The organism is Mycobacterium alsense, from assembly GCF_002086635.1.
GTDB lineage: Bacteria > Actinomycetota > Actinomycetes > Mycobacteriales > Mycobacteriaceae > Mycobacterium > Mycobacterium alsense.
On the sequence record NZ_MVHD01000006.1, the window covers coordinates 1 to 20,855 of the forward strand.

The window sequence follows — 20,855 nt, forward strand, 5'->3', positions numbered from 1 at the left end:
AAGAGACGGGGGCGGGGCGGGTCGTCTCGACGACGGTGCCCTCCACCACCACGTACTTGTAGGGCAACTCCTCCTGCTGGACCACCAGCGTCACCGCACCGGCGCGTTCGATGAGCCGCGCCTTGCGGCTGGACGGCCCGGTCATGATCCGGATGTTCCCGCCGGGGGTGTAGTCGTACCAGATCGGGACGCTGGCCGGCGGGCGGCCGTCGGCGGCGGCGACGGACAGCACGGCGACGTGCTTGCCGGCGAGGAATTCCTGGCTTTCGGTTTCGCTAAAACTTCGCATAGCGACTAAAAACGCCGACCCGAGGGCGCTATTCCCGCCCGCTCATCGCTGTGCGGCCCTGACGACGTTCGACCCGATGATCAGGCGCTGAATCTCGCTGGTGCCCTCGTAGAGCCGCAGCAGGCGCACGTCGCGGTAGATGCGTTCGACGGGAACGCCGCGCATGTAGCCGCTGCCCCCGTGCACCTGCACCGCGAGATCTGCCACCCTGCCGGCCATTTCGGTGCAGAACAGCTTGGCCGCCGACGGCGCGACCCGGCGGTCCTCGTTGGTGACCCACAGCCGCGCGGCCTCGCGCGCCAGCGCGCGGCCGGCCAACACCTCGGTCTGCTGGTCGGCGATCATCGCCTGCACCAGTTGAAAGCTGCCGATCGGTGTCCCGCCCTGCGTCGCGGTGGCGGCATACGACACGGACTCGTCGAGCGCGCGCTGGGCGGCACCCACCGCCAGGGCGGCGATGTGGACCCGGCCGCGCGCCAGCGAGGTCATCGCCGCCCGGTACCCGATGTCCTCGCTGCCGCCGATCAGCGCGTCGCTGCCGACGCGGACGTCGTCGAAGCCGACGTCGGCCGTCCACGCGCCCTCCTGGCCCATCTTCGCGTCCTTGGCGGCCACCTGGACTCCCGGCGCGTCCGCGGGAACCAGAAAGACCGCGATTCCCGGGCCCTGGTCGTCGGCCGGGCGGGTACGCGCGAACACCACGAAAAGGTTGGCGACGGGCGCGTTGGTGATGAAGCGCTTGTCGCCGGAGATCACCCAATCACTGTCGTCGCGAACGGCCTTGGTGCGCAGGCCAGCCGGGTTCGACCCCGCGCCGGGCTCCGTCAACGCGAACGAGGCGACCACGTCGCCGGACGCCATCGACTCCAGCCAGCGGCCCTTCTGCTCGTCGGTGCCGAAACCCACGAGCACCTGCCCGGCGATGCCGTTGTTGGTGCCGAACATCGACCGCAGGGCCAGCGACGTGTAGCCCAATTCCATTGCCAGCTCGATGTCTTGGACGAGGTTGAGGCCGAGGCCGCCCCATTGCTGCGGGATCGCGTACCCGAACAGGCCCATCTTCTTGGCCTGGTCGCGCAGGTCGTCGGGCACCCGATCGTCGGCCAGGATCTCCTGCTCGCGCGGGACCACGGCGCTGCGAACGAACTGGCGCGTCTGGGCCAGGATCTCCCGGAAGTCGTCGTCGGACACTTCCTGGACTTCGGCGGTGGTCATCTCGCGGATGCTCCTCATTTTGGGATTCAGGTGCGACTCAGGCGGGGCCCAAGTGGGACCGGGCACCGCGCCAGATCCTATATGAAATATGATCTTGCCCCGTTGGGCGGTCCAGTGGTGACCCCCGGGACGAAGCACATCGAGGAGGCGTGATTCACGTGTCGTTGCTGAACGGTCAGACCGCGGTCGTCACCGGTGCCGCGCAGGGGCTGGGCTTTGCCATTGCGCAGAGATTCGTCGCCGAGGGCGCGCGGGTCGTGCTCGGTGACCTGAACCAGGAGGGCACCGAGCTCGCGGCGAAGGAGTTGGGCGGCGGCGACGTCGCGGTGGCGGTGCGCTGCGACGTCACGAAGGCCGCCGACGTCGAGGCCCTGGTCGCGACCGCCGTCGAGCGTTTCGGCGGGCTGGACATCATGGTCAACAACGCCGGGATCACCCGCGACGCGACGATGCGCAAGATGACCGAGGAGCAGTTCGACCAGGTCATCGACGTGCACCTGAAGGGAACGTGGAACGGCCTGCGGGCGGCGGCGGCGATCATGCGGGAGAACAAGCGCGGCGCGATCGTCAACATGTCGTCGGTGTCGGGCAAGGTCGGCATGGTCGGGCAGACGAACTACTCGGCGGCCAAGGCCGGGATCGTGGGCATGACGAAGGCGGCGGCCAAAGAGCTTGCGTACCTGGGCGTCCGGGTGAACGCGATAGCCCCCGGCCTGATCCGCTCGGCCATGACGGAGGCCATGCCGCAACGCATTTGGGACCAGAAGGTGGCCGAGATCCCGATGGGCCGCGCCGGCGAGCCCAGCGAGGTCGCCGGGGTGGCACTGTTCCTGGCCTCCGACCTGTCCTCCTACATGACCGGCACCGTCATGGAGGTCACCGGCGGCCGCCACATATGAGTACCGACGCCCGGCGCCACGAGGGGAGCAATGGAAATGCGTGAGACCGTCGTCTGTGAGCCCGTCCGCACGCCGATCGGCCGCTACGGCGGAATGTTCAAGTCGCAGACCGCCGTCGACCTCGGGGTCGCCGCCCTCAAAGGGCTCTTAGCGCGCACCGGGATCCCGCCCGAGGCGGTGCAGGACGTCATCCTCGGGCACTGCTATCCCAGCAGCGATGCGCCGGCCATCGGGCGGGTGGTGGCGCTGGATTCCGGTCTGCCCGTGACGGTTCCGGGCATGCAGGTCGACCGGCGCTGCGGGTCGGGCCTGCAGGCGGTGATCCAGGCGTGCCTGCAGGTGGGCAACGGCGACCACGACCTCGTGATCGCCGGCGGCTGCGAAAGCATGAGCAACGTCGTCTTCTACTCGACCGACATGCGCTGGGGCGGCGCCCGCGGCGGCGTGCGGGTGCACGACGGCCTGGCCCGGGGGCGCACCACCGCCGGCGGCCGGCACTACCCGGTGCCGGGCGGGATGCTGGAGACCGCCGAAAATCTGCGCCGTCAGTACGGAATCTCCCGGCGGGAGCAGGACGAGCTCGCGGTTCGTTCGCACCAGCGGGCGGTGGCGGCGCGGAAGAACGGCATCCTCGCCGAGGAGATCATCCCCGTCGCGGTGCGCACCCGCCAGGGCGAGGAGCTGATCGACACCGACGAGCACCCCCGCGCCGATACGTCGGTGGAGTCGCTGGGCAAACTCAAACCCGTTCTGCAAGATCAGGATCCGGACGCGACCGTCACCGCCGGCAACGCCAGCGGGCAGAACGACGCGGCCTCGATGTGCGTGGTGACCACGCCCGAGAAGGCGTCGGAATTGGGGCTGACGCCGTTGGTGCGGCTGGTGTCGTGGGGGTCGGCGGGTGTGGCACCCGACGTCATGGGCATCGGGCCGGTGCCCGCCACCGAGGTCGCGCTCGCCAAGGCGGGCCTGCGCCTGGCCGACATCGACCTCATCGAACTCAACGAGGCCTTCGCCGCGCAGGCGCTCGCGGTGATGCGGGAATGGAACTTCGGCGCGGCCGACCACGACCGGACCAACGCGCACGGGTCGGGGATATCGCTGGGCCACCCGGTCGGGGCGACCGGCGGGCGGATGCTGGCCACCCTGGCGCGCGAGCTCCACCGCCGCCAGGCCCGCTACGGGCTGGAGACGATGTGCATCGGCGGCGGGCAGGGGCTCGCCGCGGTGTTCGAGCGGGTCGCCTGAGATGACCGGCCCCCTGAGCGGCCTCACGGTCGTCGAGGTGTCCAGCTTCGTCGCCGCGCCGCTGTGCGGGATGACGCTGGGACAGCTTGGCGCGCAGGTGATCCGGGTCGACCCGATCGGCGGCGCCTCCGACGTGCAGCGGTGGCCGCTGGCGGCCGGCGGTACGTCGATCTACTGGACGGGACTGAACAAGGGCAAGCGTTCGGCCACCATCGACCTGCGCTCGCCCGAGGGTCAGGGGCTGGTCCAGCGGCTGATCGTCGAGGGCGACGGCGTCGTCGTCACCAACGCCGTCCTGCCCTGGCTCGGCCATGACCTGTTGGCCGCCAAGCGTTCCGACGTCATCCACGTCCAGCTGCTCGGGCGCGGCGACGGCTCGACCGGGGTCGACTACACCGTCAACGCGGGGCTCGGCTACCCCCTCGTCACCGGGCCGGCCGCGCACGCCGGCCCAATCAACCACGTGCTGCCGGCGTGGGACGTGTGCTGCGGTCTGTACGCGGCGCTGGCCGTCGTCGCCGCCGTCCGCGACCGGGACCGGACCGGGCGGGGCGCACGCGTCAGCCTCGCGCTGGAGGACGTCGCGCTGGCCACGGCGGGAAACCTCGGCCTGCTGACCGAGCCGCAGGTCGTCGGGACGCAGCGCGAGCGGCTGGGCAACGCCATCTACGGCCAGTACGGCCAGGACTTCACCAGCCGCGACGGGGTCTCGTTCATGGTTGTCACCCTGACGCGCAGGCACTTTCGCGACCTCGTCGACGTGACCGGCACGGGCGCCGCGGTCTCGGCGCTCGAGGAGGCGCTGGGCGTGGACTTCGCGTCGGAGGGCGACCGCTACCGCTACCGTGACGCGCTGTCGGGGCTGTTCGCCACCTGGTTCGCCGACCACGCGGCCGACGAGGTCACCGCCGGGCTGTCCGGCACGACCGTGCTGTTCGAGCGGTACCGCACCTTCGCCGAGGTCGCCGCCGGCCCGAAGGTGACGGCCAATGCGCTGTTCAGCCGGCTGCACCAGCCCGGCGTGGGCGACTATTTCGCCCCCGGCCTGCCCGCCGCGTTCGACGGCGCCCATCCAGCCGCCGCGCCCGCCCCCGCCCTGGGGCGGGACACCGCCGACGTCCTCACCGAGCGCCTGGGCCTGACGGCCGACGACATCGAGCGTTTGACGCGCGCCAACACGATAGTGCCAACACAACCGCGCCACCACGAATAGGAAAGACAGCGCATGACCAGACTCGCCCAGACTCTCGGCCTGACCGAATTCCAGACCGAGATCATCGCCACCGTACGGCAATTCGTCGAGAAGGAGGTCATCCCCAGCGCGCCAGAACTGGAGCGCGGCGACACCTACCCGCAACACATCGTCGACCAGATGCGGGAGATGGGGCTGTTCGGGCTGATGATCCCGCAGCAGTACGGCGGGCTGGGGGAGTCGCTGCTGACCTACGCGCTGTGCGTCGAGGAGCTCGCGCGCGGCTGGATGAGCGTCTCCGGAGTGCTCAACACCCATTTCATCGTCGCGTACATGCTGCGCCAGCACGGCACCGAGGCGCAGAAACAGCGCTTCCTGCCGCGCATGGCGACCGGCGAATCCCGCGGCGCGTTTTCCATGTCCGAGCCCGAGCTCGGTTCCGACGTGGCTGCGATCCGCACTCGGGCGCAACGCAATCCGGACGGCGGCTACACCATCAACGGGCAGAAGATGTGGCTGACCAACGGCGCCAGCTCGACGCTGATCGCCGTGCTGGTGCGCACGGACGAAGGCGCGGACAAGCCGCACCGCAACCTCACCGCGTTCCTCGTCGAAAAGCCGACCGGCTTCGGCGAGGTCGTTCCGGGGCTGGTGATCCCCGGCAAGATCGACAAGCTCGGCTACAAGGGGATCGACACCACCGAGCTCGTCTTCGACGGTTATGAGGCCAGCGCCGACGACGTCCTCGGCGGCGCCCCGGGGCAGGGCTTCTTCCAGATGATGGACGGCATCGAGGTCGGCCGGGTCAACGTCTCGGCGCGGGCGTGCGGCGTCGGCATCCGGGCCTTCGAGCTCGCGGTGCGGTACGCCCAGCAGCGTCACACCTTCGGCAAGCCGATCGCCGAGCACCAGGCCATCGCGTTCCAGTTGGCCGAGATGGCGACCAAAGTCGAAGCGGCGCACCTGATGATGGTCAACGCGGCCCGGTTGAAGGACTCCGGCGAGCGCAACGACGTCGCCGCCGGCATGGCCAAATACCTTGCCAGCGAATACTGTTCGGAGGTCACCCAGCAGAGCTTCCGCATCCACGGCGGCTACGGCTACTCCAAGGAGTACGAGATCGAACGGCTGATGCGCGACGCGCCGTTCCTGCTCATCGGCGAGGGCACCAGCGAGATCCAGAAGAACATCATCAGCAAGCGGCTACTGGCCGAGTATCAGGTGTGAGGCGATGAGTATCCCGGATTTCGGCGCGCGCACTCAGCTTTCCGACGACGTCGCGCGCCTGATCCGCACGAGGATCTTCGACGGCACCTACGCCGCGGGATCCTATGTTCGGCTGGATCAGCTCGCCGCAGAGCTGGGAATCAGTGTCACCCCGGTGCGCGAGGCGCTGTTCGCGTTGCGCGCCGAGGGTCTGATCGCCCAGCAGCCCCATCGCGGCTTTCAGGTGTTGCCGGTGACCGGACGTGACGTCGCCGACGTCGCCAACGTGCAGGCCCACGTCGGCGGGGAACTGGCGGCGCGGGCCGCGGCCAACATCACCGACGACCAGCTGCGCGAGCTCAAGCAGATCCAGGCCGAGCTCGAGGACGCCTACGCCGGCGACGACAACGAGCGGACCGTGCGGCTCAACCACGAGTTCCACCGGGCCATCAACGTCGCCGCGGACTCGCCCAAGCTCGCCCAGCTGATGTCGCAGATCACCCGCTACGCACCGGAATCGGTGTTCCCCACGATCGCGGGCTGGCCCGGCCAGTCGATGAAGGACCACCGGCGGATCCTGTCCGCGCTGAAAAAGCACGACGAGGAGCTCGCCCGCGCCGCGATGTCCGAACACCTCGCCGCCGGGGCGATTCCGTTGATCGAACACCTCACCGCGCGGGGCGTGGTGGTGGATAGGAATCGTCCCTGAGCGAAGCGTTACCCGTTGTCGCACACGCATGCCGGGCCTACGCTGACCTGGGGGGCGACAACATGGAGACGAGATGTTACATCCGCTTCGCGCACCCGCCGCATTCGCCGCGTGCGCGGTAGTCATCGGGCTCGCGCCGCCGGCCGTCGCCGATCCGCCCGACGAAATCCCCGGCAACGGTGTGTTTGTGGTGGGCCGTGACATCGCGCCGGGCCTCTATCACACGGGTGGGTCGGGTTCGACCTTCGGTGTGTGGATCAACAATGTGCCGACCCAGGACTCGATGTGCTCCTGGTTCACCTACAGCACGCCCGATGCCAACAAGGAGCACGTGCTCCAGACGAATACCTCGATCGGTCCGATGTTCGCGAACATCAACTCGGCGGTCAAGGCCTTCGAGTCGCAGAACTGTCAGCCGTGGACGCGGGTCCCCTAGTGGCCTCGTCGCGAAACGCGTTGCGGTAGCCCTGCGGTGCGACTCCGGCCAACCGGCGAAACTGCTCACGGAAATGCGCCGTCGAGGCGAAACCCACTTGGCGGCCGATGTTTTCGACGCTTTCGGACGTGCGCTCCAGTAACTCTTGCGCGTGCTTGATCCGGACGCCGTTGATCCACTGCATGGGCGTCTGCCCGGTCTCGCATTTGAATCGCCGGTTCAGGGTCCGTTCGCTGATGGACGCCCGCCGGGCGACGTCGCCGAGGGTCAGCGGCAGGTGCGCGTTCCTGTCGATCCAGGCCAGCAAGTTGTCGAGTTCGGTGCCGGACCGGCGGCGGTTGCGGACGATGAACTGGGCTTGGCCACCGGTGCGGTGTAACGGGGTGACCGCGAGGCGGGCGGCGTCGGCGGCCACGGCGGAGCCGTAGTCCTTGGCGACCATGTGCAGGCACAAGTCCAGTCCCGCCGACGCGCCGGCCGAGGTGAGGACCTGGCCCTCGTCGACGTAGAGCGCATCGGCGTCGAGGCGGACGTCGGGGTAGGCGGCGGAAAACAAATCGGCAGCCAGCCAGTGCGTGGTCGCGCGTTTGCCCCCCAGAATTCCGGCCCCGGCGACGGTGAAGGCGCCGGTACAGATGGAGGCTATTCGAATTCCCTTGTCGTAAGCGGACTTCAAGGCGACGGCGACGTCTTCGCGCACGGGCGTCGTGGCGTCATGTCGCCCGGGTACGACGATGGTGTCGGTGCCGTCGAGTTCATCCAGGCCGAAGTCGGTGGCGATCCGGACCGGTCCCGCCGGCACAACCGGATCGCAGCCGCACACCCGGACCCGGTAGCCCGGGGCGCCGCCGGCGAGGCGGACGCGGCCGAAAACCTCGATCGGCATGGCGAGGTCGAACGCGATGACGTCCGGCTCAGCCAGGACCGCGACGGTGTGCATGGGTTGGCAATATACCGGCGCATATTGTCAATCCAGCCACTGGCCTGGGCCGGCGGGCGGCGCGACGATGACGTGATGCACGCGCAGATCGTCTTGTACGACGGATTCGACCCGCTCGACGTCATCGCGCCGTTCGAAGTGCTCGCGGCGGGGAGCGACAGCGTCGGCGGCGACCTGACGGTGACGCTGGTGTCGGCGGAGGGGCCGCGCACCGTGACCGGCGGCACCCGGGGTTTGGCGCTGGACGCCACCGCGGCGCTCGAGCCGTCCGAACGGGGCTGCGTGATCGTGCCCGGCGCCAGCGGTCCGATCGCCGGCGACCCCGACGACGGCGTCGAGACCATCCCGGTGCTGCTGGCCCGGGCGGCGCAGAGCGCGCTGACGCCGCTGCTGCGCAAGGCCTTTGACAACCCCGAGGTTACCGTCGCCGCGGTGTGCGGCGGATCGGTGGTGATGGCGATGTCCGGCCTGATCGAGGGGCGCCACGCGGTGACTCATCATCTGGGCCTGGAGTTGCTCGACGCGGCCGGGGTGCACGCGGTGGCGGCGCGGGTCGTCGACGACGGGGACCTGATCACCGCGGGCGGTGTGACCTCGGGGCTGGATCTGGGTCTCTACCTGCTGGACCGGTGGTACGGGCCACGGATCGCGCACGCCGTCGAGCGGCTCTTCGAATACGAACGCCGGGGCACCGTGTGGCGCCCGGCGGGACGAGAACCGGTGGAGGCGTAGGTGGGCATCGACGGAGACTGGGACGTCAGGATCAAGACCCCGATCGGCACCCTCGCGGTCCGGTATGCGTTCGCCGAAACGGCGGGGGGCCTGGCCGGCACGGCGACCTACAAGGGCGAGACGGTTCCGTTGCGCGGCTTGACGAGCGCCCCGACCGCCGGCGGCACGCGGTTGGCCTGGCGGCAGTCGGTCACCAAGCCGATGCGGCTCAACCTGGCCTTCGACGTCGTTGTCGACGGGGATTCGCTGACCGGCCACTCGCGCGCGGGCCGGCTGCCGGCGTCCGCGGTCTCCGGAACCCGGTGCTGACTACCGAAACGGGGCGCGATCAGCCGAGACCGTCTGGGTCACGAGCTCGTTCGGCGAGGCGCACAAGTTCCGCGCGGACGCGGCCCGACGGCGGCCCGCTGGTTGCTCCGGGAGGGATTGGCCAGCCCGGCACTGCGCGACGCCAACGGCGAGGCCGGTGACCGCGTTCCGCTGCCCCGGATCAGGTAGCAGCGCGGGTGGCGGCCTCATTCAGCATGGCGCGCAGGCGGTGGACGTCGGGCTTGCCGGTGGCGCCGCGGGGGACGTCGTCGTCGGAGGCCAACAAGCGCCACACCGTCGGAACCTTGAAGGCGCTCAGCAGCTTTCGGGCCGACTGCGTCAGCTCCTCGGCGGTCAGCGCGGCCCCGCACACCACCGCCGCGCCCACGCGGTCGCCCGCGGCGCCGGGAACGTTGGTGACGTAGGCGTTTTGCACCCGGTCGATCGAACGCAGCGCCCGCTCCACCTCGCTGGGGTAGACGGTCGCGCCGCTGACCTTGAACATGTCGTCGGAGCGGCCGTGGTAGAACAGGAACCCGTCCCCGTCGAGCCGGCCGAGGTCGCCGGTCGGGTAGAAGCCGTCGGCGGTGAACAGCTCCTCCCGGCCGCGCCGGCAGATGCCGCGCAGGGTGTGCGGTCCCCGGATCTGGATCACGCCAACGGTTCCCGCGGGAAGCGGCTCGCCGCTTTCGGCATCGACGACGCGAACCTCCATGCCGGCGAAGGGCTTCCCGCAGCTGCCCCATGCGGTCGGCGGCATGTCGGTGTCGGCCGCGTAGCCGCAGTACGGCCCGAACGCTTCGGTCATGCCGAACAGCGTGGCGCGCGCCCCGGGCTGCGACCGCAACCCGGGCGGCAGCAAGGCCTCCAGGCTGCCGGGCCGCAGGGCCGACAGATCCGCGCCGATCGCGCCGGCGTGCCGGGCCAGCGCTTCGGCCTGGTCGGGCCATCCGCGAAACAGGTTGACCCGCTCGGTTTCCAGCAGCCGCAGGGTGGTTTCCGGTCGCGGTATTTCCTCGGTCACCAGCGTGGCGCCGGCCAGCAGCGCGGACAGGATTCCGCTGCCGAAACCCCCCACCCAGAAAAACGGCATCGGCAGATACAGCCGGGTATCGGGCATGATGCAGCGTGCCGCCAGGCCCGAGCGCACCGCGGCCAACGCGTTGCCGTGGGAGTGCACGACTCCCTTTGGCGCTCCGCTGCTGCCCGAGGTGAACATGACGACCAGCGGGTCGGCGGGGCTGACGGTCGCGGTCATCGCGTCGACGATCCCGCGAGCGCCTTCCCCGGCGGTGGCGTCGGTGAGCCGGTCGGCCGGCCAAATGGTGCGCAGGGCGGGAAGTTCGGGCCGCGGCACCGAACCAACGTCGTCGAGGTAGCGGTGGCCGCGGAACTCCTCGACGCTGACCAGGAATTGCACCGAGGCGGCCCGCAACTGGGCGATCAGCTCGCGGGCCTGAAGCAGGGTGCTCAGCGGAACCAGCACGGCGCCGATACGAGTGAGCGCGATCGCCACCCGCACCCAGCGGGCGCTGTTCGGCATGATCAGCCCGACCCGGGTGCCCTTGCCGACGCCGGCCTGGACGAAGGCCGCGGCCAACTCGCTCGTCGTGGCGTCGAGTTCGCGGTAGGTGATGCGGGACGACGGGTCGATCACCATCGGCTTCGTGCCCTGCTCGGGGGCGCGCGACCGCACCAGGTGGTCGATCGTGTCAGGCATCGAACAGCTTCCGCAGTTGCCGCAGATCGACCTTGCCGCTGGGCAGCAGCGGTATCTCGCTGCGGGACAAGGCGAGAAAGCGCTTGGGGATCTTGTATGACGACAGCTCCGCTTTGAGCCGCGCCCGCAGCGAGGCCTCGTCGAGGTCCGGCTGGACCACCACCGCGGCCACCAGCTCGCCGCGTCGGGCGTCGGGGATGCCCACCACGTGAGCCTGCGCGCCCGTGACCCTGGCGATGGCCCGCTCCACCTCGGCCGCCGAGACGTTGGCGCCCGCCGTCTTGATCATCGCGCCGAGCCTGCCGACGTAGTAGAAGAATCCGTCGGCGTCGGTGCGTACCAGATCGCCCGTGTGGAACCAGCCGTCGGCGTCGAAGGATTCCTCGCGGCTGCGCTTGTGGTAGCCCTGCATCACGTACGGCCCCCGGATGCACAGTTCGCCGACCCCGGAGGCGTCGGGGTCGAGGATCGACGTCTCGAATCCCGGCGCGGGCTTGCCGAACGATCCACGGCGGCCTTCCGGTTGGTCGGATTCGTCACCGCTGATCAGGACCACGCTGCCGGCCTCGGTCAGCCCCAGCATGTTGTGCCGCAACTGCGGGTCGGCCGGGCGGGCCTCGGGCGCCATGATCGGGTAGAGGTTGCCGCGCCGCATCGAGGACAGGTCGCGCCCGGGAAAGCTCGGATGATCGGCGAGGTGGGCGATCCCGGCGGCGAAACCATTGGTGATCGTGGGCTTTTCGGCCTCCAGCAGGTCGAGGGTCCGGCCGGGGTCGATGGCGTTGGAGCACACCAGCGTCGAGCCGGCGACCATGGTGGCGAGCAGGCCGAACGCGAACCCGCCGATCCAGAAGAACGGCGAATTGCAGAACAGGCGGTCCTCGGACGTCAGGCCGCGGATGTCGTTGAGGTTGCGCTGGTGTTCGAGCAGGCCGGTGTGGGTGTGCACCACGCCCTTCGGGGCGGCGGTGGAGCCCGACGTGTAGACGATGGCCAGGGGGTCGCAGCCGTCGACGTCGGATTCCATCGCCGCCAGCAGCGCGGGCTCACCGACCCCGGACGCATCGGCCAGCCGGCGCACCCGCGCGGGGTCTAGGGCGACGTGGCGCAGTTGCGGCGCGGCGGTGCAGAACAACGGGGCGCCGGAATCCAGGTCGGCACCCGGAAGGGCCTCGGCCAGCCGCTCGACATAGTCGTGGTGGCGAAACGACCGCGCGGCCAACAGGATTTCGGTATCGCTGTCGACGAGCTGCTCGCGCAGCTCGCGGGCGGTGGCAAAGGTGGAGAAGGGGATCACCACCGCGCCGATCCGTGCCGCCGCGAGCATCCCGACGACGAACTCGGTCCCGTTCGGGTAGAGCAGCCCGACGTGGGTGCCCTTCCCGGCCCCGAGCGCGATCAGCCCGCGGGCCAGCGTCGCGGCGCGGCGATCGGCCTCCGCATAGCTGATGCGGTCGGCATCGCAGACGAGCAGCGGGTGCTCGGCGCGCGAACGAGCCTGGTGTCGCAGGACTTCGGCGACGGTGCGGGCGTCACCGGGCATGGTCGCGCTGGGCGGTATCGCTGAAGAAGAGCCGCACCGCCGTGAGGTCGGGCTTGCCCGAGGGCGTGCGGGGGATCGCTTCGACGATCGCGATCTCGGTGGGAATTTCGTAGCGGGCCAGCCGCGTTCGCAGGTGCTGCACCAGCGCGCCGGCGTCGGCGGACGCGGTCTCGCGCAACTCCACCATGGCGACCGGCGTCTCGCCGAGTCGCCCATCGGAGCGCCCGACCACCGCCGCACCCGCCACCGCGGGGTGGGCCTCCAGCGCGACGCGCACGTCGTCGGGCATCACCTTGAACCCGCCGCGAATGATCGCTTGGTCGGCGCGCCCGACGATCCAGAGGAAACCGTCGGCGTCGATGCGGGCGAGGTCGGTGGTCCGCAGCCACGCCGCCGACGGCCCCAGCTGCCCCGGCTTGACCTCCAGCAGGCCGACGCGGTCGGACCCGAGGACCGCGCCCTCGTCGTCGACCACCCGAAGCTGTGCGCCCGGGTTGGCCCGCCCGACGCTGCCGCGCTTGGCGCGCCAGTGCTTTTCGTAGTCGGGCAGGGTCCACCCGGCGACGCCGCCGCCGAATTCGGTTGCGGCGTAGGAGGTCAGCACCGGTATGCCGAACTTTTCCGTGAAGGCGTCGGCGTCGGCGGCCGACAGCGGTGCGGTGCCGCACGTGACGGCGCGGATGCTTTCCAGGTCGGCCCGCGTGAGGCCCGAGTGCAGGACCGTCCGCAGCGCGGCCGGCACCAGCGACACCGTGCGGGGGCGGTGCGCGCGTACCGCCTCGGCCCACGCCTCGAGCTCGAATCGTTCCAGCAGCACAAAGGGTCTGGCCTCGGCGATGCACTGCAACACCCGGAACACGCCGCCGATGTGCACCAGCGGCGAGTTGACGATCGCGACGCCGTGGCGCAGCCGCGTGGGCGCCGGCGCGCCCTCGAAGTCGATGCCCATCACGCTGCGCGCCAGCATGTCGTAGCCGAGGTCGATGCGTTTGGGTGGCCCGGTCGTTCCGCTGGTCAGCATCCGCACCGCGACGCCGCTCCGCGCGTCGGGCGGGGCCGCGTGCCGCGACGGCCCGCCGGCGGTGTTCAACCGGGAGCGGATCGTCAACGTCGCGGTCCCCGGCGGCACCAGCGCCGCGACGTCCTCGGCCTCGCCGACGACCAGCGGCAGCTCCAGCGCGGCGATGTCGGCCCGGGTGCGCTCGTCGCCGCGCGCGGGGTTGATGACGACGACGGTCCCGCCACCCAGCAGCACCCCAAGGAAGGTCGCCACCTGCCCGGGCCGGTTGCGCAGCAGCATCCCGACCCGTTCGTGTTCGGTGGCCAGCGGCGCGATGCCGCGAGCCGCGTCGCCCACCTGCCGCCACGAGTTCCATTGGCCCGCATACTCGATCGCGTTCGAGTCCGGCTGCAGGTCCAGGACGTCGGCGATGCGCCGGGTGAGCGGGTGGGCGGGCATCAGCGAATCTTCGGCTCGCGTGCACCGACCTCGCCCTGCCGGGCGGCCAGTTCGGCGGTACCGATCGGGTTGCCCAGCCGGGTGTAGATGAGCCCCTGCTCCATGGCGGTGCGGTACGGCTTGTCCAGCGACTCCCAAATCGCCTTCACGCTGCCCTGGGTCGCCGCCGGCGGCTTGGCCGCGATCGTCGCCGCGATCTCGTGCGCGCGGCTCCACAACCGGTCGGCGGGGACCACCTCCGTCACCAATCCGATGCGCAGCGCGGTCGCGGCGCTCACCCGCTCGTCGTTGCCCATCAGCGCGATGCGCAGTGTCTCGCCGAGACCGATGCGCCGCATCAGCCCGATCGGCTCCAGCGCGGACACCAATCCTGCCGACACGTGGGAGTCGAAAAACGTTGCGTCGTCGGAGCAGATCACCACGTCGGATTCGTTGACGAAGTAGAACGCGCCCGCGGTGCACATGCCCTGGACCGCGCACACCACCGGCTTCCACACCTTCTGCCACTTGGGGCTGAGCGCCTCGCCCGGATCTTCGTGGTTCCACACGTTGTCGGGCTGGCCGTAGGGCGTCTTGATGTCCAGACCGGCGCTGAAGGCCCGCTCGCCGGCCGCCCGCAGCACCACAGCGTGCACCGACTCGTCGAGCTTCACCGCGTGCCAGGCGCGCGCCATCTCCTCGCACATGGCGCGGTCGAACGCGTTCAGTCGCTCGGGCCGATTCAGCGTGATGGTGGCGACGTGGTCGGCCGCGTCGACGTCGAGAAGGATGGTTTCGAACTGACTCATCGGCACTGCCAATCCGGCGCCCGCTTCTCGACGAACGCCTTGGGGCCCTCCAGGGCGTCCTCGGTCCGCAACACGCGCTCGCGGAAGGTTTCGGCGAGGATCTCGGCCTCGTGCAGCGGCAGGTCCAGGCCCTTGAGGATCGCCAACCGGGTCCCGCGCACGGCGAGCGGCGCGTTGGAGTTGACGATGCCGGCGATCTCGTGGGCACGCTCGAGAAGCCGGTCGTGCGAGACGATTTCGCTGATCAGGCCGAGTTCGAGAGCCCGCTCCACGCCCATCCGCTCGTGTTTGCCCATCAACGCCATCCGCAGCGCGACCGATCGGGGCAGCACCCGGGCCAGCCGCACCAGCTCGCGCCCGGCGACCAGCCCGATGCTGACATGCGGATCGAAGAAGGTGGCGCGGTCGGAGGCGATGACGATGTCCGACGTGGTGACCCAGTCCAGGCCCGCCCCACAGCACAGGCCGTTGACGGCGGTCACCATGGGCTTGGCCATCCGGCGAAACGGGGGAGTGCCCTCCTGGGGAGCCTCCCATTGTTCGTACGTGGACAGGTAGGGCCGTTCGTAGATCACCTTGCCGTCGCCGGGAATGGCCTTCACGTCGGCGCCGGTGCAGAAGGCGCGGCCGGTGCCGGTGACGACGAGCAGCCAAACGTTGTCGTCGTTCTCGGCCTCGTCGTAGGCGGCGCGCAACTCGGTGATCATGTGCGGGCTGAGGGCGTTGAGGGCCTCCGGCCGGTTCAACGTGATGGTGGCGGTATGCCCGTCGACCTCATATTTGATGGTGTCGAACGAGTCAGCGGGCATTCGTGTTCCCTTCCTAGGAGGTCATCGACCACGGAACTTTGGCGCACGCCGTTGCCGAAACGCCTCCAGTCCCTCTTTGAAATCGCTTGTCCGACAAGACAGCTCCAGGTTGAACAGTTCCTGGGTCATGGCTTGGTCCAGCGTCGCGTGCTGTCCGAAGGCAAGCGCCTGCTTGGCCAGTCCGATCGCCGCCGTAGGCCCGGCGGCCAGCCGCTCCACCAGCTGTTCGGCGGCGTCGTCGAGCTCGGCGGGGCTGACCGCCTGGTGGATCAGTCCCCAGTCGGCCGCGTCCGCCGCGCTCAGCTTTTCGCCCAGCAGCAGCATCCGCCTGGCCCGCGCCACGCCGGCCAGTCGGGGCAGCAGCCAGGTCGAGCCCGTATCCGGGCTGAAGCCACGGTCCACGAACGGCTCCCAGAACACCGCTTCGGTGGCGGCCACGGTGAAGTCGGCGGCCAGCGCGAGGTTGCAGCCGAATCCCACCGCCCAGCCCCGCACGCTGCACACCACCGGCAGCTGGACGGTCGCGACGAGTTCGATCACGCGGTGCGCGGCGTGCGGAATGCGCCGCACCAGGTCCCCGGCGCGGGGACGCGGCCCGCCCGGCTCGTTGGTGGCCACCCAGTCGGCGCCGGAGCAGAAGTCGTCCCCGGCCCCGCGGATGTGGATCGCCCGCAACGAGTCGTCGGCGGCGGCGTCGGTCAGCGCCCCGACCAGTGTGCCGATCATCAAGCGTGTCAACGAGTTACGCCGACCGGGCCGGTCGAGCATGATGCGCAGGACCGGGCCATCTCGGCCCACAACCACCGAACCCTCGGCATCGGCCCTGGCGGCCTCGTCACTCACCGTCGAATCCGGCCTTTCTCCGCCGATACGGTTACCCATACAGTAGGCAATACGATTGATACGCTGTATAAGTTAGCAAGGAAACGCTACCGACGGAAACGGCCGGGTGAAAGAGGGAAGCATGGGCTCGACGGACGCCAAATTCGGGGAGGCGCCGCTTGCCCAGACCGTGGCCGCCGCCGGCGCGATGCGGCGCCTGGGCTCGCTGCTGCTATCGCTCGAACACCCCCATCCCACCGTGGACGCCATGCTCGCGAAGTTCGCCCAGTGGGAACGTGAGCTGTCGGCCGCGGCACCGCTGGACAACGCGCCGCGGATCGGCCAGACCGACGGCGATCCCCGACGGGTGTACCTCAACCACGCCACCGACATCGGCGCCTACAACGCGTGCTTTCCCGAGTACCGGTTCGATCACGTCGATCCCGAGAAGGCCGTGGGCGCCGTCAGCTTCCCGCTGGTCTACGAGGGGCCGCCGGGGCTGGTGCACGGCGGCTTCCTCGGGGTCTTCTTCGATTGCGTTATCCAGCACCACAATTGCGTCACCGGTCTCTCCGGCAAGACCCGGTCCCTGCTGGTCACTTTCCGCCGGCCGACGCCACTGTTGACCGAGCTGCGTTTCGACATCGTTCGGTCACAGGTCGACCGGGGCATTTCGTCGACGGCGCGGCTGCTGCTCGACGACGAGGTGCTGTGTACCGGCGAGGTCAACACGCTGGCGTCGGCCCCGGAACAGCTGGCCGGAACCAGATTCGGCAGGCGGCGAAAGGAGTCCGGCACATGAGCGCCTCCGGCGGTGCGGACGATCGCGTGCTGTTCGACGTCGATCCCGAACGGCGAATCGCGACGATCACGCTGAACAATCCCAAGCAGCGCAACTCTTATGACCCCGCCATGCGCGACGCGCTCGCCCGCTGCCTGGATCGCGTGGCCGAGGACGACGACCTCACCGTGGCGATCTTGCGGGGCGCGGACGGGGTGTTTTCCACCGGCGCCGACATGAACAACGCGTACGCCTGGTATGGGCCGGCGAGCGACGAGCAAGCCAAGCGGCGTCCCAGCCAGCGCCGGCGACTCACGGTGGACCGCAAGTCTTTTGGCTTCTACCACAACTTCATGGGCTTCCCCAAGGTGACGGTCGCCGAGGTCGCCGGCTACGCCCTCGGCGGCGGGTTCGAGATGGCGCTGATGGCCGACATCTCCGTGATCGCGCGCGACACGAAGGTCGGCATGCCCGCCACCCGCTTTCTGGGCCCCGCGCTCGGCAGCCTGCACCTGTTCTTCCATCGGTTGGGACCGGTGCTGGCCCGGCGGCTGCTGTTGACCGGCGACATCGTCGAGGCCGGCGAGCTCGAGCACCTCGGAATCTTCACCGACACTTGCAATCCCGTCTCGGTGACGGCGCGCGCGCGGTACTGGGCCGAGAAGGTGGCGAAGATGCCCGCCGACGGAGTCGTCATCGCCAAGGAGGCGTTTCGCCTCGTCGAGCAGAGCCAGGCCTATAACGGCGAGGAAGTCGCGAGCTACCTGTTTCACGCCTACGGCACCAACCTGCAATTCGGTCCGGGCGAGTTCAACTTCGTCAAGACGCGCGCGCAGCACGGCTCCAAGGAAGCCTTCCGGCTGCGCGACGAGCATTTCCACGTGCCGGAACCACCTGAAGCCACCTGAAGCCCAAGCGCGGCAACCCGACTCGACTAGCGGGCCGCCTTCGTCCGTCCCCGCTGGGCGGACGACTTGGCCGACCTGCCCTGCCGCGAGGCGCCCCCCTTGGCGCCCCTCTCGATCAGGCTGCCGGCGTGGTCGAGGATGCAGTCCAGGCCGAATTCGAAATTGGTCTCGTCGGGGGCCCCGATGCGGTGGCCCTGGCCGGTCACCTGAGCGATCAGCGGAGTGGTGGCCGGATCGATGGCCACGGCGTCCTCGATGGCGCGCGGGCCGCTCTCCGGCGTCTGGTTCTTTTCGTAGAGCCGATGCAGCACCACGGATCCGCGGACGTGGAGCGAAACCGCGGAATAGGTGTCGAAGGCATCCTCGGGGGACAGGCCGGCCTCGACCAGATTGGCGATGGCCTTCTCCATCTCCTGGGCCCCCACTCGCGCCGCCTTCGGGCTCAGCGCCGCGCGAATCAGAATCAGGTCGCACAGAATTGGGTTGCCCATGAACGTCTTACGCATCAGCCGCGCGTGGTTGCGCAGCGTCTCGCGCCAGTCGCTGGCCTCGACGTAGGGGGTGGCGAACACGTACTTGCTCAGCGCGCGGTCGGTCATCGCGTTGAGGAGATCGTCCTTCTTGCGGAAATACCAGTAGATGCTGGTGACACCCACGCCAAGGTGTTTGCCAAGCAGCGGCATGCTCAGGTTGTCGATCGACACTTGTTCCGCGAGTTCGAATGCGCCGCTGATGATGTCGTCAGGGTTGATGGACCCGCGTTCGCGTCGCTGACGCTTGTCGGCGGTTGCCTGCTTTGCCACTACGGGCACCTCCATCACGATCTACCGTGCGACCCGGTAAGGTTTAATCTACCGGCGGTTCCTCCCTGACCTGCGTATACGCGGGTGTGTCGACGTTCGGGTTGGGACCGTCAACCTGTTCCGGCGTAGTTTCCATTTGCTACTGTAATACCTATCGTAGGGTTTTTGGTAAACGAGGCTGGGCGGGCGCAGATGACCGGGCTGACGGCATGGACCTAGGGCTGGCCAACGCCAAAACGGTGGTCGTCGGCGGCAGCCGTGGCATGGGTCTGGCGACGGCGCGTTGCCTTGCCGATGAAGGTGCCCGGGTGGCGGTGATCGGCCGCAGCCGGGACGCGCTGGACAGCGCGGTGCGGGATCTGACCGACCGCGGCAGCCCCGATGCGCTCGGGTTCGTCGCCGACGTCGGCGACGCCGGCGCCGTCGAGAAGGTTTTCGCCGAGCTCGGCGAGCGCTGGGACGGCGAACTCAACGCGCTCGTCGTCACCGTCGGGCCCGGCGCTGCGGGCAGCTTCGAGGTACTGACCGACGAACAGTGGCTCCAGGCCGTCGAGGACGGCGTCATGGGCATGGTGCGCTGCGTCCGTTCGGCACTTCCGCTGCTGCGCAAGGCGCAATGGGCGCGGATAGTGAACTTCTCGGCGCACTCGACCCAGCGCCAGAGCGTGATGCTGCCCGCCTACACGGCCGCGAAGTCGATGCTGACCAGCGTCTCGAAGAACCTGTCGCTGCTGCTTGCCAAGGACGAAATCCTGGTCAACGTGGTCTCACCGGGCAGCATCGCGTCCGAATCGCTGGTCGGGTGGGCGGCGTCCGTCGGCGTCGACGGCAACGACCCCTACGCTCTGATGGGTGCCATCGCCGAGCATTTCGGTCATCCGGCCCACATGCCCCGGGCCGGCCTGCCGGACGAAATCGGGCCCGTCGCAGCGTTTCTGGTGTCGCGACGCAACTCCTACATGACCGGCGCCAACATCAACGTGGACGGCGGTTCGGATTTCACCTGAGCCGGACGGAAGGAGTGGAGTGTGGCCACGGCGAGTGAGGCGCGTGCCTGGGCGCGCGGAGCGTTGCGGGGAATCGGCGACTCCCTCTACACCCCCTTCCGCGGCACCGACGGTGACGACATCGATTGGGACGCCTACCGGACGCTGGTGCGCTACTGCGTGGGCGATCTCGGGCACCCGATGCTGTGGTGCACCAGCGGCCTCGCCGAGTTCTGGTCGCTCACCCTCGACGAGCGGAAACGCTTGCTGGAAGTGGCTATCGAGGAGGCCCACGCCGTCAACCCCGATGTCGTGGTGCAAGCCTGCACGGCGGCGATGTCGGCCAAGGACTGTTTGGACCTGACCCTGCACGCCCAGCACGCGGGCGCCGACATCGCCTACATCCAAACGCCGATGATGGAGGCGCACGGGGGCGAAGGCGTGCTGAGGTTCTTCCATTACGTCGCCTCGCGCACCGACATCGCCTTGGGCATGTTCAATTCCCCGTCCTCGGGGTATGTGTTGACCCCGGCCGAGGGCGCGCGAATCTATGACGAAATTCCCGCCGTCTGCGCGACCAAGGAGGGCGCGTTCCGGCCGGCCGCCAGTCGCATGCTGCACCAGTTGGCGCCGGATCTGGTGCTCTGGGAATGCGACAAGACGGTGTATCGCGCCGGGTGGCTGCGCGACGGGATCGTGTGCCCGGCGCAGCTGGGCACCTCCGGCTATCTGTTCGAAACCCCCCGGCGGCGGCTATTTTCCGAGTATTGGGACCTGATCCAGAACGACAAGCTCGTGGAGGCGATGGACTACGGGCGGGAGTCCGGCCTGGATCAGTTCGACCTCGACGTCGGGTCGTGGTGGACCTGCTACCCGGGACGGTCGGACTACTTCACCCACTGGGGCGGGGCCTTCAAGTACGCCGCCTCGTTGCTGGGCCTGCCGATCGGCGACTACCCGCATTCGCGCCCGCCCCAGGCACAATTGCCGGCCGAGGCGAAAGCCCAGATCGAAAACGCCTACCGTCGGCTCGGGTTGATCGAGACCTGAACACGTTGCAG

At 69.2% G+C, this 20,855-nt stretch carries 22 protein-coding genes; 12 read left to right on the forward strand and 10 right to left on the reverse strand.

From position 1 onward, the window contains the following. Both BST11_RS05865 and BST11_RS05870 read right to left on the reverse strand, forming a co-directional pair. On the reverse strand, positions 1-289 hold a 289-nt coding region (locus BST11_RS05865; RefSeq protein ID WP_142276207.1), incomplete at its 3' end, for a pyridoxamine 5'-phosphate oxidase family protein. Positions 290-331: 42 nt separating this feature from the next. Further along, positions 332-1,504, reverse strand: coding sequence for an acyl-CoA dehydrogenase family protein (locus tag BST11_RS05870; protein ID WP_083137155.1), 1,173 nt, complete (start codon positions 1,502-1,504; stop codon positions 332-334). 149 nt (positions 1,505-1,653) lie between these two features. On the opposite strand from BST11_RS05870, the gene fabG reads away from it, so the two are divergent. From fabG to BST11_RS05900, 6 genes are all read left to right on the forward strand, one after another. Further along, a complete protein-coding gene (gene fabG / locus BST11_RS05875; RefSeq protein ID WP_083137045.1) occupies positions 1,654-2,403 on the forward strand; it encodes a 3-oxoacyl-ACP reductase FabG in 750 nt (249 codons plus the stop codon). Positions 2,404-2,439: 36 nt separating this feature from the next. Beyond that, positions 2,440-3,651, forward strand: a complete 1,212-nt coding sequence (locus tag BST11_RS05880) for an acetyl-CoA C-acetyltransferase (RefSeq protein ID WP_083137156.1) — start codon at positions 2,440-2,442, stop codon at positions 3,649-3,651. A 1-nt stretch (position 3,652) separates the two neighbouring features. Continuing rightward, positions 3,653-4,864 carry a CoA transferase gene (locus BST11_RS05885; protein ID WP_083137046.1) on the forward strand — a complete coding sequence of 404 codons (1,212 nt, stop codon included), beginning with the start codon at positions 3,653-3,655 and terminating at the stop codon, positions 4,862-4,864. A gap of 12 nt (positions 4,865-4,876) precedes the next feature. Then, positions 4,877-6,070 (forward strand): acyl-CoA dehydrogenase family protein, encoded by a 1,194-nt coding sequence (locus BST11_RS05890; protein ID WP_083137047.1) that lies wholly within the window; start codon positions 4,877-4,879, stop codon positions 6,068-6,070. A gap of 4 nt (positions 6,071-6,074) precedes the next feature. Beyond that, positions 6,075-6,758, forward strand: a complete 684-nt coding sequence (locus tag BST11_RS05895) for a GntR family transcriptional regulator (protein ID WP_083137048.1) — start codon at positions 6,075-6,077, stop codon at positions 6,756-6,758. 73 nt (positions 6,759-6,831) lie between these two features. Continuing rightward, on the forward strand, positions 6,832-7,194 hold the full coding sequence (locus BST11_RS05900) for an Rv1352/Rv1906c domain-containing protein (protein WP_083137049.1): 363 nt from the start codon (positions 6,832-6,834) through the stop codon (positions 7,192-7,194). Here BST11_RS05900 and BST11_RS05905 read toward each other — a convergent pair. Next, a complete protein-coding gene (locus tag BST11_RS05905) occupies positions 7,145-8,134 on the reverse strand; it encodes a GlxA family transcriptional regulator (protein WP_083137050.1) in 990 nt (329 codons plus the stop codon). The two genes, BST11_RS05900 and BST11_RS05905, sit on opposite strands and share 50 nt — an antisense overlap. A gap of 75 nt (positions 8,135-8,209) precedes the next feature. Here BST11_RS05905 and BST11_RS05910 point away from each other — a divergent pair, with 75 nt between their 5' ends. Continuing rightward, positions 8,210-8,866 (forward strand): DJ-1/PfpI family protein, encoded by a 657-nt coding sequence (locus BST11_RS05910; RefSeq protein WP_083137157.1) that lies wholly within the window; start codon positions 8,210-8,212, stop codon positions 8,864-8,866. Further along, on the forward strand, positions 8,867-9,175 hold the full coding sequence (locus BST11_RS05915; RefSeq protein ID WP_083137051.1) for a hypothetical protein: 309 nt from the start codon (positions 8,867-8,869) through the stop codon (positions 9,173-9,175). 181 nt (positions 9,176-9,356) lie between these two features. Here BST11_RS05915 and BST11_RS05920 read toward each other — a convergent pair whose 3' ends face one another. The 6 genes from BST11_RS05920 to BST11_RS05945 are packed head-to-tail and all read right to left on the reverse strand — an operon-like array spanning position 9,357 to position 16,376. After that, positions 9,357-10,895 (reverse strand): class I adenylate-forming enzyme family protein, encoded by a 1,539-nt coding sequence (locus tag BST11_RS05920; RefSeq protein WP_083137052.1) that lies wholly within the window; start codon positions 10,893-10,895, stop codon positions 9,357-9,359. Beyond that, positions 10,888-12,438 carry a class I adenylate-forming enzyme family protein gene (locus BST11_RS05925; protein WP_083137053.1) on the reverse strand — a complete coding sequence of 517 codons (1,551 nt, stop codon included), beginning with the start codon at positions 12,436-12,438 and terminating at the stop codon, positions 10,888-10,890. The genes BST11_RS05920 and BST11_RS05925 overlap by 8 nt, the downstream gene beginning before the upstream one ends. Continuing rightward, on the reverse strand, positions 12,428-13,897 hold the full coding sequence (locus BST11_RS05930) for a class I adenylate-forming enzyme family protein (RefSeq protein WP_083137054.1): 1,470 nt from the start codon (positions 13,895-13,897) through the stop codon (positions 12,428-12,430). Before BST11_RS05930 ends, BST11_RS05925 begins: the two co-directional genes overlap by 11 nt. Beyond that, entirely contained in the window at positions 13,897-14,685 is a 789-nt protein-coding gene (locus tag BST11_RS05935) for an enoyl-CoA hydratase/isomerase family protein (RefSeq protein ID WP_083137158.1), read from the reverse strand. The genes BST11_RS05930 and BST11_RS05935 overlap by 1 nt, the downstream gene beginning before the upstream one ends. Continuing rightward, a complete protein-coding gene (locus tag BST11_RS05940; RefSeq protein ID WP_083137055.1) occupies positions 14,682-15,494 on the reverse strand; it encodes an enoyl-CoA hydratase/isomerase family protein in 813 nt (270 codons plus the stop codon). Before BST11_RS05940 ends, BST11_RS05935 begins: the two co-directional genes overlap by 4 nt. A 21-nt stretch (positions 15,495-15,515) precedes the next feature. Further along, on the reverse strand, positions 15,516-16,376 hold the full coding sequence (locus BST11_RS05945; protein ID WP_142276208.1) for an enoyl-CoA hydratase/isomerase family protein: 861 nt from the start codon (positions 16,374-16,376) through the stop codon (positions 15,516-15,518). Positions 16,377-16,458: 82 nt separating this feature from the next. Here BST11_RS05945 and BST11_RS05950 point away from each other — a divergent pair, with 82 nt between their 5' ends. Both BST11_RS05950 and BST11_RS05955 read left to right on the forward strand, forming a co-directional pair. Next, the gene (locus BST11_RS05950) at positions 16,459-17,118 is read left to right on the forward strand and encodes a hotdog family protein (protein ID WP_083137057.1); all 660 of its coding nucleotides are present in this window, start codon (positions 16,459-16,461) and stop codon (positions 17,116-17,118) included. Beyond that, positions 17,115-18,005: an enoyl-CoA hydratase/isomerase family protein gene (locus tag BST11_RS05955; RefSeq protein WP_083137058.1), complete on the forward strand. Its 891-nt coding sequence runs from the start codon at positions 17,115-17,117 to the stop codon at positions 18,003-18,005. Before BST11_RS05950 ends, BST11_RS05955 begins: the two co-directional genes overlap by 4 nt. 26 nt (positions 18,006-18,031) lie before the next feature. On the opposite strand, the gene BST11_RS05960 is transcribed toward BST11_RS05955, so the two are convergent. Beyond that, positions 18,032-18,823 (reverse strand): TetR/AcrR family transcriptional regulator, encoded by a 792-nt coding sequence (locus tag BST11_RS05960; protein WP_083137059.1) that lies wholly within the window; start codon positions 18,821-18,823, stop codon positions 18,032-18,034. 194 nt (positions 18,824-19,017) lie between these two features. Here BST11_RS05960 and BST11_RS05965 point away from each other — a divergent pair, with 194 nt between their 5' ends. Further along, entirely contained in the window at positions 19,018-19,815 is a 798-nt protein-coding gene (locus tag BST11_RS05965; RefSeq protein WP_083137060.1) for an SDR family NAD(P)-dependent oxidoreductase, read from the forward strand. Positions 19,816-19,836: 21 nt separating this feature from the next. Then, the gene (locus BST11_RS05970) at positions 19,837-20,844 is read left to right on the forward strand and encodes a dihydrodipicolinate synthase family protein (RefSeq protein WP_083137061.1); all 1,008 of its coding nucleotides are present in this window, start codon (positions 19,837-19,839) and stop codon (positions 20,842-20,844) included. Positions 20,845-20,855: the final 11 nt, after the last annotated feature.

What these genes read in the sequence shown, in the direction of transcription:
- BST11_RS05870 (WP_083137155.1), bottom strand. Translation starts at nt 1,504, where the DNA reads ATGACCACCGCCGAAGTCCAGGAAGTGTCCGACGACGACTTCCGGGAG.
- BST11_RS05880 (WP_083137156.1), top strand. Translation starts at nt 2,440, where the DNA reads ATGCGTGAGACCGTCGTCTGTGAGCCCGTCCGCACGCCGATCGGCCGC.
- BST11_RS05885 (WP_083137046.1), top strand. Translation starts at nt 3,653, where the DNA reads ATGACCGGCCCCCTGAGCGGCCTCACGGTCGTCGAGGTGTCCAGCTTC.
- BST11_RS05890 (WP_083137047.1), top strand. Translation starts at nt 4,877, where the DNA reads ATGACCAGACTCGCCCAGACTCTCGGCCTGACCGAATTCCAGACCGAG.
- BST11_RS05895 (WP_083137048.1), top strand. Translation starts at nt 6,075, where the DNA reads ATGAGTATCCCGGATTTCGGCGCGCGCACTCAGCTTTCCGACGACGTC.
- BST11_RS05900 (WP_083137049.1), top strand. Translation starts at nt 6,832, where the DNA reads ATGTTACATCCGCTTCGCGCACCCGCCGCATTCGCCGCGTGCGCGGTA.
- BST11_RS05905 (WP_083137050.1), bottom strand. Translation starts at nt 8,134, where the DNA reads ATGCACACCGTCGCGGTCCTGGCTGAGCCGGACGTCATCGCGTTCGAC.
- BST11_RS05910 (WP_083137157.1), top strand. Translation starts at nt 8,210, where the DNA reads ATGCACGCGCAGATCGTCTTGTACGACGGATTCGACCCGCTCGACGTC.
- BST11_RS05920 (WP_083137052.1), bottom strand. Translation starts at nt 10,895, where the DNA reads ATGCCTGACACGATCGACCACCTGGTGCGGTCGCGCGCCCCCGAGCAG.
- BST11_RS05925 (WP_083137053.1), bottom strand. Translation starts at nt 12,438, where the DNA reads ATGCCCGGTGACGCCCGCACCGTCGCCGAAGTCCTGCGACACCAGGCT.
- BST11_RS05930 (WP_083137054.1), bottom strand. Translation starts at nt 13,897, where the DNA reads ATGCCCGCCCACCCGCTCACCCGGCGCATCGCCGACGTCCTGGACCTG.
- BST11_RS05935 (WP_083137158.1), bottom strand. Translation starts at nt 14,685, where the DNA reads ATGAGTCAGTTCGAAACCATCCTTCTCGACGTCGACGCGGCCGACCAC.
- BST11_RS05940 (WP_083137055.1), bottom strand. Translation starts at nt 15,494, where the DNA reads ATGCCCGCTGACTCGTTCGACACCATCAAATATGAGGTCGACGGGCAT.
- BST11_RS05945 (WP_142276208.1), bottom strand. Translation starts at nt 16,376, where the DNA reads ATGGGTAACCGTATCGGCGGAGAAAGGCCGGATTCGACGGTGAGTGAC.
- BST11_RS05950 (WP_083137057.1), top strand. Translation starts at nt 16,459, where the DNA reads ATGGGCTCGACGGACGCCAAATTCGGGGAGGCGCCGCTTGCCCAGACC.
- BST11_RS05955 (WP_083137058.1), top strand. Translation starts at nt 17,115, where the DNA reads ATGAGCGCCTCCGGCGGTGCGGACGATCGCGTGCTGTTCGACGTCGAT.
- BST11_RS05960 (WP_083137059.1), bottom strand. Translation starts at nt 18,823, where the DNA reads ATGGAGGTGCCCGTAGTGGCAAAGCAGGCAACCGCCGACAAGCGTCAG.
- BST11_RS05965 (WP_083137060.1), top strand. Translation starts at nt 19,018, where the DNA reads ATGGACCTAGGGCTGGCCAACGCCAAAACGGTGGTCGTCGGCGGCAGC.